The organism is Collinsella sp. BM28, from assembly GCF_054551995.1.
The window spans coordinates 134,292-147,218 of record NZ_JBTOLJ010000001.1 but is presented as its reverse complement, the minus strand read 5'-3'; the positions used below and the strand labels follow the sequence as shown (position 1 = coordinate 147,218).

At 57.3% G+C, this 12,927-nt stretch carries 13 protein-coding genes; 2 read left to right on the top strand and 11 right to left on the bottom strand.

Annotation, left to right across the window (positions count from 1 at the left end; all coding sequences use genetic code 11):
• The first annotated feature begins 429 nt into the window (after positions 1-429).
• Positions 430-1,437, top strand: coding sequence for a YitT family protein (locus tag ACX9NZ_RS00675; protein WP_407496092.1), 1,008 nt, complete (start codon positions 430-432; stop codon positions 1,435-1,437).
• A gap of 65 nt (positions 1,438-1,502) precedes the next feature.
• Here ACX9NZ_RS00675 and ACX9NZ_RS00670 read toward each other — a convergent pair whose 3' ends face one another.
• The 5 genes from ACX9NZ_RS00670 to ACX9NZ_RS00650 form a co-directional block, all read right to left on the bottom strand.
• Positions 1,503-2,225, bottom strand: coding sequence for a GntR family transcriptional regulator (locus ACX9NZ_RS00670; RefSeq protein ID WP_407496090.1), 723 nt, complete (start codon positions 2,223-2,225; stop codon positions 1,503-1,505).
• Between the two features lie 131 nt (positions 2,226-2,356).
• Positions 2,357-2,983, bottom strand: coding sequence for an HAD family hydrolase (locus tag ACX9NZ_RS00665; protein ID WP_407496088.1), 627 nt, complete (start codon positions 2,981-2,983; stop codon positions 2,357-2,359).
• 89 nt (positions 2,984-3,072) lie between these two features.
• A complete protein-coding gene (locus ACX9NZ_RS00660) occupies positions 3,073-4,056 on the bottom strand; it encodes an SIS domain-containing protein (RefSeq protein WP_407496086.1) in 984 nt (327 codons plus the stop codon).
• 99 nt (positions 4,057-4,155) lie between these two features.
• Positions 4,156-4,623, bottom strand: coding sequence for a PTS sugar transporter subunit IIB (locus ACX9NZ_RS00655; protein WP_304291837.1), 468 nt, complete (start codon positions 4,621-4,623; stop codon positions 4,156-4,158).
• The gene (locus ACX9NZ_RS00650) at positions 4,620-5,045 is read right to left on the bottom strand and encodes a PTS sugar transporter subunit IIA (protein ID WP_294122693.1); all 426 of its coding nucleotides are present in this window, start codon (positions 5,043-5,045) and stop codon (positions 4,620-4,622) included. Before ACX9NZ_RS00650 ends, ACX9NZ_RS00655 begins: the two co-directional genes overlap by 4 nt.
• A 199-nt stretch (positions 5,046-5,244) precedes the next feature.
• Between ACX9NZ_RS00650 and ACX9NZ_RS00645 the strand changes: the two genes are divergently transcribed.
• Entirely contained in the window at positions 5,245-6,102 is an 858-nt protein-coding gene (locus ACX9NZ_RS00645) for a sugar phosphate isomerase/epimerase family protein (RefSeq protein ID WP_294122695.1), read from the top strand.
• A 507-nt stretch (positions 6,103-6,609) separates the two neighbouring features.
• Here the strand turns inward: ACX9NZ_RS00645 and ACX9NZ_RS00640 are convergent.
• The 6 genes from ACX9NZ_RS00640 to nadA form a co-directional block, all read right to left on the bottom strand.
• Positions 6,610-7,491 carry a PTS system mannose/fructose/sorbose family transporter subunit IID gene (locus ACX9NZ_RS00640; RefSeq protein ID WP_118652900.1) on the bottom strand — a complete coding sequence of 294 codons (882 nt, stop codon included), beginning with the start codon at positions 7,489-7,491 and terminating at the stop codon, positions 6,610-6,612.
• Between the two features lie 20 nt (positions 7,492-7,511).
• Positions 7,512-8,309 (bottom strand): PTS mannose/fructose/sorbose/N-acetylgalactosamine transporter subunit IIC, encoded by a 798-nt coding sequence (locus ACX9NZ_RS00635; protein ID WP_118652898.1) that lies wholly within the window; start codon positions 8,307-8,309, stop codon positions 7,512-7,514.
• 682 nt (positions 8,310-8,991) lie between these two features.
• A complete protein-coding gene (locus ACX9NZ_RS00630; protein WP_407496082.1) occupies positions 8,992-9,549 on the bottom strand; it encodes a transcription repressor NadR in 558 nt (185 codons plus the stop codon).
• Between the two features lie 57 nt (positions 9,550-9,606).
• Positions 9,607-10,458 carry a carboxylating nicotinate-nucleotide diphosphorylase gene (gene nadC / locus ACX9NZ_RS00625; RefSeq protein ID WP_407496080.1) on the bottom strand — a complete coding sequence of 284 codons (852 nt, stop codon included), beginning with the start codon at positions 10,456-10,458 and terminating at the stop codon, positions 9,607-9,609.
• 95 nt (positions 10,459-10,553) lie between these two features.
• The gene (locus ACX9NZ_RS00620) at positions 10,554-11,915 is read right to left on the bottom strand and encodes an L-aspartate oxidase (RefSeq protein ID WP_407496078.1); all 1,362 of its coding nucleotides are present in this window, start codon (positions 11,913-11,915) and stop codon (positions 10,554-10,556) included.
• Between the two features lie 34 nt (positions 11,916-11,949).
• Complete coding sequence (gene nadA / locus ACX9NZ_RS00615) at positions 11,950-12,927, bottom strand: quinolinate synthase NadA (RefSeq protein WP_459389417.1); 978 nt, start codon at positions 12,925-12,927, stop codon at positions 11,950-11,952.

Below are 12,927 nucleotides of genomic sequence, written 5' to 3'. Positions count from 1 at the left end.
CGTGAACTCAAGTTCCATATGTATGACGACAGCGTTTGAGGACGATTCGTCTGTGCTATGATGTATCCAAGCACGCGAGGCTCACCCTCTTTTAAGCAAGTGAATCGGGTGGAACGGAACATATGTCTCGCACCTAGACTCCGGGTCGCTTGCAGGGCGGCCCGGAGTCGTCTTTTGTGCGAGAGCAGAAATTAAGACTTGGCCACGATCACCAGGACGGTGACGAGGGCCAGAAGCAAAATAGCCTCGGACACGACGACCACCCCCTTCCCATTGGATGAGGGCTATGGGCACACCTCGCGCACTCGATCTCCACTATAGCAACCGGCGCGTCGCGTGCTGCAAGGCCGCTGGCGATAGACGCGGCCCGCCCGTGATACAATCGCTCGACACACCCTGTACCAACACCTACCTGCAAAAGGAGCGCCCGTGGCGAACGCCGTCGACCAGCTCACCGACCGCGCGCTCGAGCTCGCGCGCCTCACCATCGTCCGCCGCATCATCACCGCGGTGGCCGTCACGGTGTCCGCCCTGATCCAAACCTTCCTCATCCAGGCCTTCGTTCAGCCCGCCGACCTCCTGCCCAGCGGCTTCACCGGCGTCGCGGTCCTCCTCGACCGCATCACCTCGCTCGGCGGCGTCCATATCGACACCTCGCTCGGCATGCTCGCGCTGAACATCCCCGTGGCGCTCATGTGCTGGAGCGGCATCAGCAGGCGCTTCGTCATCTTCTCGATGGCCCAAGTCGCCCTCTCCTCGCTGTTCCTCAACATCTTCGACTTCGCGCCTTTCCTGGGCGACAAGATCATGCTCATCATCTTCGGCGGCGTGGTCTCGGGGCTCTCCATCGCCATCGCCCTCAAGGCGGGCGCCTCCACCGGCGGAACCGACTTCATCGCGCTGTGGATCTCGAACCACACGGGCAAGACCATCTGGGGCGTGATCTTCGCCTTCAACTGCCTCATCCTCGTGATCTTTGGCTGGATGTTCGGATGGGACAACGCCGCGTACTCAATCGTGTTCCAGTTCATATCCACCAAGACGATCGACAGCTTCTACCACCGTTACGACCGCGTGACCCTGCAAATCACCACGCGCCTGGCCGACGAGGTCATGACCGCCTACGTCAACCACTTCCAGCACGGCATCAGCTGCGCCGAGGTCATCGGCGGCTACAGCCGCGAGAAGATGTACCTGCTGCACACTGTTGTGTCCACCTACGAGAGCCAGGACATCATCAAGCTCGTGTGCGACATCGACCCCGGCGCCGTGATCAACGTGTTCCATACGCTCGACTTCGTGGGCGGATGGTGGGGTGGCCATGTGGATGAGCCGTTGCCCACCGCGGTGCCCGACCCCGACAAACCCGCCCGCCTGCTCTCCAAGCAGGCCCGCAGGCACGAACCCGCCGGCCTGCAGCAGGACGACGGCAGGTAATCCGCGCACATCCCATATGGCGGCGCGCCGTTATATCGACTCGCCGCCATATCAAGCGCTTTTGCCTACAACACGAAGCGGTACCTGCTGCCCACGTAGTACTGGCGGCCGATGCACACGGGGTTGTCCTCGTCGTCGGCAAAGCAGACATTCAGGAAGAGCAGCGGGTCGCCCACCGAGATCGCCAGCCTCGACGCCTGCTCCTGCGTGGCGCGAACCGCCTCGACCGTGCGTCTTGGTGTTTTAGTCGGCCGGTGTCCGGTAACTTCCGCAATTATGTCGAACAGGGATACGTCCTCCAAATCGACGTTGAGAAGCTCTTGACAACCTTCGTACGGCACGAAAACATTTTCTTCGAAAATCGGCTGCTCGTCGGCAGTACGAATTCGCTGGACATACAGGAGTAGCGCCGACTCGTCGAGGCCAAAGAACTTCGCTTCCTCCGAGCGCACGGGGACGATGAGACGATTGAGAACATGGGCACCAGGCTTCATGTTGCTGTCGCGACACACATCTGTAAAACTCCGCGCCGCCGTATATTGCAGAAGACGGCGATTAATGTGAGGCGTGCTCACGAAGGTGCCGCGACCCTGCTGCTTGACCAAATATCCATCGGCACACAACTCCTCAACAGCACGGCGAACGGTGATGCGGCTCACTCCATAACGCTCGGAAAGCTCCGGCTCGGAGGGAATCCGCTCCTTCGGAACGTAATCCCCCGCCTCGATCGCCCCTTTAATCTCTTCGAAAATCTGCTGGTACAGAGGTGACGACTTGCTATTTGCCATGATTCCATCCAATTATGTGATGTATATAACGTCTTAAGTATAATCGCTTGCGCATCAGTTGAACCCGCCTCAACCGGCAATGGCATACACCTCGGTAAACGGTAAAAAGCCAATCGCCGTCCAGACCTTGACTACAGCTCGTCCATGATTGCGCCCAAAGTGTCAATCACTTTATCTGCCCGAGATTGATCGAGCATAACCCCGTCGCGGGGCCTCAATGCCAAGACGCGTGCGCCAGAACGCACGCCCGACTCAATACCAGTAGGAGAATCTTCGACGACCAAGCATTCGGAAGGCTCAACCCTCAAATAGTTCATCGCTCTCGCGTAGATTTCAGGATCAGGCTTAAAAGCATTGCACTCAAACCCACTTATCACATAGTCTACAATACCCCTGATTCCCGCAACGCTAATGACCTCCTCAATCATGTCTCGATATGATGAACTCGCAATAGCAGTCTTTATTCCGCGTTCGTGCAACTTTCGAAACGTGTCCCTCACCCCATCATTGAGAAGCTCGGAATACGGAATGGGGTGAGCATCGCAATAGGGGCCATATGCCTCACATAGACGTTCACGTAGCCCTAAATCGTTAGGGATGAGCACCTCCCAAGTTTCGGCAGTGCTAATACCAGTCAAATCGGGAAAAACATCATATGTTATCCCGCACTCAGCTAAATATGCCTCACGACGCCTGCTGTAATACCACTCTGTATCTACCAGCACACCGTCCATGTCAAACAGCACTGCCCTAATCATAGGAACCTCCCTGTAATAAAGGGCGGCCCCATAAGGAGCCGCCCCGCCGAGTCAAAATACAAATCGCAGACAGAACCTGCAGCCTTCACCTAGTAAGTGAGCTTCCACATGTAGCGACGCATGGTCAGCGGGTGCTGACGGGCCTCGGCGATCTGGTTGCCGTACTCGCGCATAACGGCGAGGTGCAGCAGCGGGTTGAAGTAGGTGATGACGCTTGCCGGCACAGCGTCGGCCAGACCGTAGTCCTTGGAGTCGATCAGAGCGACCTTGGCGCCCATGCGCTCAAGGAAGGTGAGGGCGCGGGCGTCCATCGGACGGGTGGCACCATCGGACATGAAGAAGACGTAGGGCTTACCCTCGGTGGAAACCTCGAACGGGCCGTGGAAGTACTCGCCGGTGTTGTAGGCGGCGGCGTCGATCCACTGCATCTCGGTGAACAGGAAGGCGGCGTGAGAATAAGCCATCTTCTCGGAGGCACCGGAAGCCATGAAGTAGATCATCTTGTCGTCCTTGAAGTCCTCGGCGAACTTCTTGGCGAGCTTCTTGCAGTGCTGAGCGGCGTTCTCGCACAGGTCGAAGATGTTGGTGAGGCCGGTGATCATATCCTCGTAGTGATCATAGCCCTCGGTCTGCTGAAGGATCTCGAGAGCAAGAGCGATGGCATAGCCAGGCTTCTCGGCCTTGGCGGCATAGTTGGCGTGGAAGCCGTGGACGATGACGTGGTCGGCGTCGACGGTCAGAGCGGAGCCAGCCTTGTTGGTGAGGGAGACGACCGGGCAGTTGTGCTTCTTGGCGGTCTTGTTGGCCTCGACGGTCTCGGGCGTGGAGCCACCGAGGGAGCAGGTGATCACGAAGGTGTGCTCGTTGACCCAGGAAGGCGTGTCGTAGTTGAACTCGTTAGCGGTGAAGATCTGAACGTTCAGCTTGTCCGTGTTGTTGGCCAGGAAGTACTTGGCGGGGTACAGGTCGGACATGGAGGCACCGCAGCCGACGAAGGCGACGCTGTGGATCTCGTGGTTGGACAGGACGTCAGCGACGATCTGCTTAGGGAGGTTAAGGTCGATCTCGTACATAACATGCTTCCTTTCTATGCTGCCGCGACAAGACTCTCCTACGCGCCGTCGTGGCACCTATAAACAAATGGCTTTATGCAGTGGATTTAACGCCGTACGCTAAACAGACGTAATAGGTTCTTTCGGGAACGAAGGGGTCTGCTGGCTATAGAGCTTCACGCCCATTGCGAGCAACTCTCGGGTATCACTTTGTTCAGACTCATCCAAAAAGACGCTTTGATCAATCTGCTTCGAACCGTCCTTATTAAAGGTGGCTCCATATTGGATCTCGTTAATCGCACCAGTAGCCTTACACACATCGACAAGCGCCTTAGTGGTACCAAAGACCATCATGATATTCTCGTTGAGCTCGAGAATCTTTGGCATCTTCGTGATAGCTTTCTCAACGGTAAAGATATTCAGGCGAATCCCCGCGGGCTTTGCGAGCTTCAGGGCGGCAGACCTCATTTCGTCATTCGCCGCCGCATCGTCAACCAAAATGATACGCTGAGCGCTCAGGTGGTTCACCCAGGCTGCCAAAATCTGGCCGTGTACCAAACGATAGTCCAAACGCACGAGCTTGATCATAGGTCGTCCTCCTCTTCTTCCTGTGCCTTCTGAGCCAAAAGGGCCGCGACGTCTTGGATGCCGCCCTTGCTTTGCGAGATGATTTCGTCAATGCGCTCTCGAGAAAGAGGCTCGGTTGCCAACGACATCTCAAGCACTAGAGGAAAATTCATCCCAGAGATCACCGTGACAGAGGGACGCTGGGCAAGCACGGAAACCATCGAGTTATTCACGCTGCTACCCATCATATCGGTCAAAATATAAACTGCATCAGACGGCTCGAACGAGTCGATAAGCGCAATCGTGCGCTCGTCGATCCGATCCTTGTCATCCCTCTCCAGCGAAACCACGTGAACACGCGACACATCGCCAATAATCATTTCGAGCGTATCGCGGGCACCAGCCGCAAGGCCACCATGCGACGCAAGTATGAGTTGATTCATACGTACCTCCTATTCGTTACTGACATCATAGACGTTATATACCGATTGGTCTAGATTCAAGTTGAAATGTCCGTTTATCGCCGAATATCTACCGTTCACGGCAAGAACCCCAGGTCTGCACATCATACATCTCTTTAATTTATAATCGTATATGACGTCTGAGACGTGTTTGTTGATAAATCCTTGGAAAGGAGTCGGGATGGCACAGCCTCGCATTGAACTTGCCACCATGAACCACCACTACATGTTCTATGACCTTGATGACTTTTTTGCCAATGCACAAAAGCTCGGCTATCCCTGCGTCGAGCTATGGACATCTCCCCAGCACTTCTTTATGGATTATCGGCAGAACGATCCCATTGAGCGTCTAAGCCATCTCATCGATGAATACGGCATCCGCATCCACGGCATATGCCCGGAGCAATGCAACCCCAAACCACACAATATGGCGGCAAAAGACGCGAGCATCCAAGAACGCACACTTGCATATTTTACCCGTGCCGTCGATGTTGCAAAAAGCGTTGGCGCAACTCAGGTGCTCGTAACGAGTGGCTGGGCGTATTACAACGAGCCAGTTGAAACCGCACGCGAGCGTAGTGCAACCATGCTCAAACAGGTCGCGCGCTATGCAGGCGAGCAGGGCATCAACCTCGCCATCGAAGCCTTGCGCGCGCCCGAGTCGCGCATCGCCAACACCGTTGCCGACCTCAAACTTCTACTATCCATGGTCGATGAACCCGCATTGAAAGTCTGCCTCGATATCGGCGCCATGGTGAGCGCTGGCAACACTATTCAGGAGTATTTCGATGCCTTTGGCCCCAAGATGATTCATGCCCACTATGTCGATACCGGCGAGCGTTCACTCCACCTTGCCCTTGGCGACGGAGAACGTGATATTGCGACTGACATCCTCACCTTTGAGCAGAACGGCTACCAAGGGGTGTTAAGCGTCGAGTGTACCGATTCCGCAACGCTCACCGATCCCATGGCAGCCGATGCGCGATCAATGGCAACCTATCTTAGCGCCTACGAGAAGATCGAAGCTGCACGCGCATAACGCGCACCCCCACCAAAAGACAGAAACCTTCCATCCCCCGTTTCTCATACAGCAGAAACGGGGGCTTCTTGTCTCTGACAATGCCAGCCACCGGTCATGCAACTGAACCAAAAGACCCCACGCAAAGCACCCACCCATATTGTCCTCAGCAACCTCGAAAGGGAAAAGGCCGCCCGTAGCGGTAAAGATCCAGACTCTCATAACCCATCCGCACATTGACATCGACAGGATGACCATGCGGCACACGCACATTCGACACCCACGCCATCACAGCTTTCGCCACACCCGTCCACATTTCGATGAACCATGGCTGCGAACGAATCGGCGAGCCACTACTTGCCCGCAACCACTGGCAACAGTCGGGGACCAGGTCCTGCCCAAGACCGACATACTTCAAAGATGTCTCACTCGAAGCACCAGACCCCGCTCGACACATTTCGTCAACATACGAAAAGGCGCAGACCCGTCAACGATCTGCGCCTAATAAGGGGGCTATATACGCAATTGCTATGCAAGAATTCCGAAGAAGCTTGCAGCCAAGCTAGCAGCAATGCCGCCCAGCAGCAACACCGTGAGGCTAACCTTCTTCTTGAGCAGCCAGTAGAAAGTCATAGTAATAGCCAAGGGAATCATTGCCGGGAAGATGCCGTTCAGCACGTCCTGAATTACCAAAGCTCCATCCTGGAACTGCAGCGGGGTCGTAATACCAACCATCGTGGCAATCATCGCGCCCACAGTCATGAGGCCAACAATGCTCGCAACGTACATCACGCGCTCCATCATGCCGCCGCTCTGCAGCTGCTTTACGTAGTCGGCACCAAGTGTATAACCGAGCTTGCCGCCAAACCAAGTAATAAGGGCTTTAGGGATGCCGGAGATGAGGATCGCCAAAATAGGTCCAAGAATGGAGCCCTGCGCTGCCAGGGACGCGCCCAATCCGAAAGAGATAATGCGAAGCGTTCCCTCAAGCAATGAATCGCCAATGCCCGAAAGCGGACCCATAAGCGAAACCTTTAGGCTGTTCATCACCTCAGGGTTGAAGTGTTTGGGGTCGCGAGCGTACTCTTCCTCCATCGAGGCAACGAGACCAAGCACAAAGCTGTTCAGCTGTTGCGTGATGTTATACAAAGCGGTATGACGGTGATAGGCCTCCTTCTTTCGCTCGAGAATCTCCGGGTCGGACTCATCTGTGTAAATGCGGTCGAGCGTCGGCGCAATGGAATAGAGGAAGCCCAGGTTCATCTGGCCCTCATAGTTCCACGAAGATTGGATCGCCCAGGTGCGCCAGAAGAACTGCCAAAGGCGCTTCTTCTCGGAAACAGGTTGCGGCTCCAAGCTTTTCAGCTCGGTCGTGCTGGATGCCTGCTCAACAGTAATCTGCTCTGCCATTGAAATGACCTCCTTCTTTCTTAGTCGTCGTCCTCGAGCGGATCATAGTCGTCTGCGGCCTGGGTTGCGAACTGGCCGCCACCATCACGGAATTTGAGATCCACGAGCAGCAGGGCGAGCAACACAGCAAAGATTGCAACGGCGGTAACGTTAATGTTAAGGAAGGCCGCAGCAAAGAAGCCAACGAAGAAAAAGAGGGCCATCTTCTTGGTAAGCATGATATTAAGCAGCAGGGCCATGCCGAGAGCGGTAAGGACATTGCCGGCAAGGTTAAGTCCACTTGTGACCCATGCGGGAATCATATCCACAATAGACTGGACAAGATCGGTGCCGACATAGATCGCAAGGAAGATGGGCACGAAATACATCAGAGCATACAGGACATTACCCCAAATAATATGAAGGTGAAGCGCCTGCTTAAATTTGCCCTGATCGATAAGGGTGTCGGCCTTATGAGAAAATGCCGCGAGGACCATGCGCACCGCAAGACCAATCGCTTGGCCAAATGCGGCAACAGGAACTGCGATGGTCAACGCCGCCTCCGGACCCGCTCCGGTCAAGATGCAAAACGCCGTAGCAACGATAGATCCCATATTCATGTCGGGGATCATCGCGGCGCCCACATTAATCAAGCCGATGCTCATAAGTTCGAGCGTCGCGCCAGCGGCCAAAGCCGTGGGGATGTCACCAAGCACGATGCCGACCATCGTGGCGCCAATAAGCGGGCGCTCAAGACTCAGGCGCCCCAGCATACGGGAGTCCATGATGCAAATGACACCCACGAGGCCAACGGCTATTGCTGCATAAAGCTGATTCATTACCGTCTCCTTTCCATCAATTCTTTATGGCGCTTCGAAGCGCCCTCATCGAAGCGCGCGAGTCCGGATCCCGCGGCAACATATGACAGAAGTCATCATATACGTCTTATACGTTGTATACGATTTAGTTACATCAGTCTTGGGTAGACGGTAGCTATTTCCATGTGAACGGTCTTCATCTATCCACATCCTCAAACTGTCCCTCGCCACTGCGCCCGAACAAGAACCCTTCCGACAGCCTTGTGAAGATAACGGTTATGGCAGCAAAAGCAACTACAGAAGGCATGGCACCATAACAACCAAAGCATCGGATCGACAACATATTTTGGCATGTCGCACGAGACGGCAGCTGACACCTCCAGCAAGCAAAGAGCCCCAAGCGGACCACCGCTCCGGCATCAAACGTCCGCCCCGCTCCACGTCTCAAAGCGCGTCCAGCGTACAGACCGCGCAAAATACGTCGAGCCTATCGGGTAGCCAGCCAAAGGGGCCGTATGCCAAGCCGCGCCCAAGGGGTCGGGCGTCGAACGTGCCCGCGAGAGTTAACTTTCGCGGAAGCTTTTTCGGACCTGCAACAAAAACGTGCCGCGAAAGTCAACTCTCGCGGCACTTTCGCGCGGAGCCGCCATGGGATGGGACATGCCGCGACCGGCACAGGCAGTTGCGAAACGCCGCCCGAGCGTTACCCGTCAAGACCCTCGCGCTCATAGGGCAGAACCTCGGCAAGATAGCCCTTGGCCGCAAGGGCGGCCTCAATGGCGTCCAGGGCCTCCTCCGTATCGGCAGAAATACGATGAAAGTGATAGCCACTCGTCACCGTCATCAGCGGTGTGCTCTTACCCGTGCGGATGTCATCGAGGTAGCGGGCTATGCCGCTACGGCTGCGTATGTCCAGATTGGCGGTGATTTTGCCGTATGCGCGATGATTTACCATGACGGTTTGAACGGTTCCGCCCAGGTCGACGACGGTCTGGAGCTCGTCCTCAAGTTGATCGATAGTGTGGTGAACCTTGATAAGACGCGTGGGAACCGTGAGCTCCGAGGCGCCCTCGCGCAGCACGTACCCGCGATTGGTCGCAACGATGTCGTGCCCATCGGCACGCAGCAGGGCGATGTCCTGCACGATCACCTGTCGGCTCACACCGGCGACGCTTGCGAGCGCCGTCCCGCTCACCGGGCGTTTTGCGCCACGCAAGGACTGTAAGATGGCATCCCTGCGCTCATGACCCATTAGCGGCATCGCCGCACCTCCCGTCTCCGTCTCATCGAATACACCGCGACTTCGCATCAAATCGATTTAGAGCAGGCGCAGGTGTTTCAGCGAGAGATCCAGAATGGGCGCCGAATGGGTAAGCGCTCCCGACGAGATGATATCGACGCCCAGATTGGCGAGTTCGCGGATGTTACTCGCGTCAACGTTGCCCGAGACCTCGACCTTGGCGTGGCCATCAATGAGCGCAATGGCCTCGCGCATCTGCTCGCGATCCATATTGTCGAGCATGATGATGTCCGCTCCAGCATCGAGTGCCTCTTGCACCATATTCAGGCTCTCGCACTCAACTTCCACCGTGCACACAAAGGGCGCATGGGCGCGAGCACCTGCCACGGCGGCAGCGATATCTCCCGCCGCATCGATGTGGTTGTCCTTGAGCATGACCGCCTGTGAAAGGTTGTAGCGGTGATTGTGGCCACCGCCCGCCTCGACCGCCGCTTTTTCGAATATGCGTAGGCCGGGTGTGGTCTTGCGCGTGTCGGCAAGCAGGGTCTTGGTACCTTCGAGCTCCTTTGCCATGGTACGCGTATACGTAGCGATGCCGCTCATGCGCTGCAGGAAGTTGAGAGCCACGCGCTCACCGGAGAGCAACACGCGGGCATCACCGCGCACCGTTCCCAGCACCTGACCGGGCTCGACCTCGTCACCATCACTCACGCGCGCCTCGAATGTCGTGGCGGGATCGAGCAGGGTGAACGCGCGCACGAACACGTCCAGGCCGGCGATGACTCCCTCGGCCTTGGCGATGAGCTGCACCTGTGCCTCCCGCGGACCGGGGCAGACCGACTCGGTCGACAGGTCGCCCGCGTTCATGTCCTCGCGCAGGGCAAAACGGATGATATCGTCGGCAACAAGGTTCATGGTGATTGGGTTCACAAGAGCTCCTTTCGTAGGCATGACGGTCGCAAGCATGAAGGGCACACTGCACGCCAAGGGGCACGTCGCAGATAGCGCACCTCAAGGCGTGCTCATCACGCGTGCACGAGCGCGTCGATGTTGAGGTTTTGGCGCACCTGACCGGGCAACAGGCGATGTGCGCCGTCGAGCGCGGGCTCGCCCGCCTTCTCGACTTCCAGGCTCTCCCCCGTTGCCATTTTCCACGCCGCACGGCGCGCAAAAACGAGCGACTCAAGCAACGAATTACTCGCAAGGCGGTTCCTGCCATGCACACCATTGCACGCCGCCTCGCCGGCAACATACAGATGCGGCATCGTGGTCGCCGAATCCCGATCGACCCAAACGCCACCCATGAAGTAGTGCTGCGTGGGAACTACGGGAATCGGTTCCTCCAAGATGTCGCGTCCCTCGGTCTTGCAATGCTCTCGAATATTCGCAAAGTGCGTGCGCACGATCTCGCGATCGACGGGATCAAAGCTCAGCCACTCGTACTCCGCGTCCTCATCGCGCATTTGGTCTTGAATGGCACGCGCCACCACGTCCCTGGGCTGTAACTCATCGGTAAAGCGCTCGCCGGCCTGGTTGAGCAAAACCGCCCCCTCGCCACGGCAACTCTCGGAGATGAGGAACGTGCGACCGGGCTTTTCGGAATACAGGCCCGTGGGATGAATCTGAACGTAGTCCAGGTGCTCCTGACCGACGCCGTATTCGTTTGCCAGGAAACACGCGTCGCCAGTCAGCTGCGGGAAGTTTGTGGAGTGCTGGTACACGCCTCCGATACCGCCCGTTGCAAGCAGCACATCACACGCCCGAATCTCAAAAGGCTCCCCCACGCCCTCGGGACGGACGCCCCGCTCACTCTGCTCACCGCGCAGCTCTTCGACCGTCGCGATCGAGGCATCCTCCGTTACCGGCACGGCAATCACGCCTGCGCACGCATGGTCATCAACGATGAGGTCGACGGCGGCAACGTGTTCGAGAACGGTCACATTGGGCAGCCGTTTGACCGCCGCGAGCAGAGACTCGGTAATCTCCTTGCCTGTCACATCCGCATGGAACGCGATTCGCGGACGCGAGTGCGCACCTTCGCGCGTGAACGCGAGCGAACCGTCCTCAGCCCGATCGAAATCCGCCCCCAACGCCACGAGGTCGTTGATGACCGAACGGGATGATCGAATCATGATGTCCACGCTCTCGCGCCGGTTCTCATAATGACCCGCGCGCATGGTGTCCTCAAAGAACGCGTCGTAATCCGCGGCCTCGGGCAATACGCAGATGCCCCCTTGGGCGAGCATGGAGTCGCATTCGTCAACCGCGCCCTTGGAAAGCATAACCACCCGCATATCACTCGGCAAGTTGAGCGCGGCGTACAAACCCGCCACGCCACAGCCGGCGATTACCACATCGCATGTCATATCTTTATATACAGCCTCCATCGTGCCGCTCCTTTCGCCGCGCATGTGCCGTCGATTATCGAGCGGCGTACTCGAGCATACGGTCGAGCGTGAGCTGAGCGCGCTTTGCGGAGGCCCCATCCACGCCGATCTCCACGGCACCCGTGCCGAACTCCAAACAATGCAGGAGCTTCTCAAGCGTAATACCGTCCATATCGCTGCACGTAGGCGGCGTAGACGTAACGTAAAATCTCTTCCCCTGGCCGGCGCATCGACGCTCGAGTTCGTACAGAACCCCTCGAACCGTCACGATAATGAACTCCTGCGCGTCGCTTTGCTCGGCAAACGAGATGATGCCCGCCGTCGAACCAATGTAGTCCGCCTCGTCCAACACGGCGGCGACGCACTCGGGATGAGCGAGCACCAGGGCATTCGGATGCCCCACCTTGAGCTCGCGCAGCTCCGCCAAAGAGATGGCCTCATGCCGCGGGCAGCATCCGTCATTCAAAATCACGTGCTTCTCGGGAACCTGCTCCGCCACGTGGCGCCCCAAATTGCGGTCGGGAATGAACAGGATGTGATGCTGGGGCAGCTCGCGCACAATTTTCACCGCGTTGGAGGAGGTCACGCACACATCGCTCCAGCTCTTGATCTCCATGGTGGAGTTGACGTAGCAGACCACCGCAAGATCGTCGCCGTATTCCTCGCGCGCCTTGTCGATCGTCGCACGCTGCACCATGTGGGCCATAGGGCAGTCCGCTGCGGGCTCGGGCATCAACACGGTCTTATCGCGATTGAGGAGCTTCGCGCTCTCCCCCATGAATTCCACGCCGCACAGCACGATCGTCTGTTGAGGGAGTGATTTTGCGAGTTTTGCCAGGTAAAACGAATCACCCACGTAGTCAGCCACCGCCTGGACCTCGGGCTCGACATAATAGTGGGCCAAAATCACCGCGTCACGCTCAGCCTTGAGCGTCTCGATCCGCGCGCGGGTCTCCGCCGTCACCGCGGCGGCGCGCTCAAGCGCGGTGGGTTCCATCGTCGTCTCCGTCAT

What these genes read in the sequence shown, in the direction of transcription:
- ACX9NZ_RS00670 (WP_407496090.1), bottom strand. Translation starts at nt 2,225, where the DNA reads ATGGCAAATAGCAAGTCGTCACCTCTGTACCAGCAGATTTTCGAAGAG.
- ACX9NZ_RS00655 (WP_304291837.1), bottom strand. Translation starts at nt 4,623, where the DNA reads ATGATCAAGCTCGTGCGTTTGGACTATCGTTTGGTACACGGCCAGATT.
- ACX9NZ_RS00620 (WP_407496078.1), bottom strand. Translation starts at nt 11,915, where the DNA reads ATGGAGGCTGTATATAAAGATATGACATGCGATGTGGTAATCGCCGGC.
- nadA (WP_459389417.1), bottom strand. Translation starts at nt 12,927, where the DNA reads ATGACGGAGACGACGATGGAACCCACCGCGCTTGAGCGCGCCGCCGCG.
- ACX9NZ_RS00640 (WP_118652900.1), bottom strand. Translation starts at nt 7,491, where the DNA reads ATGGCAGAGCAGATTACTGTTGAGCAGGCATCCAGCACGACCGAGCTG.
- ACX9NZ_RS00635 (WP_118652898.1), bottom strand. Translation starts at nt 8,309, where the DNA reads ATGAATCAGCTTTATGCAGCAATAGCCGTTGGCCTCGTGGGTGTCATT.
- ACX9NZ_RS00630 (WP_407496082.1), bottom strand. Translation starts at nt 9,549, where the DNA reads ATGCCGCTAATGGGTCATGAGCGCAGGGATGCCATCTTACAGTCCTTG.
- ACX9NZ_RS00645 (WP_294122695.1), top strand. Translation starts at nt 5,245, where the DNA reads ATGGCACAGCCTCGCATTGAACTTGCCACCATGAACCACCACTACATG.
- ACX9NZ_RS00650 (WP_294122693.1), bottom strand. Translation starts at nt 5,045, where the DNA reads ATGAATCAACTCATACTTGCGTCGCATGGTGGCCTTGCGGCTGGTGCC.
- ACX9NZ_RS00660 (WP_407496086.1), bottom strand. Translation starts at nt 4,056, where the DNA reads ATGTACGAGATCGACCTTAACCTCCCTAAGCAGATCGTCGCTGACGTC.
- ACX9NZ_RS00665 (WP_407496088.1), bottom strand. Translation starts at nt 2,983, where the DNA reads ATGATTAGGGCAGTGCTGTTTGACATGGACGGTGTGCTGGTAGATACA.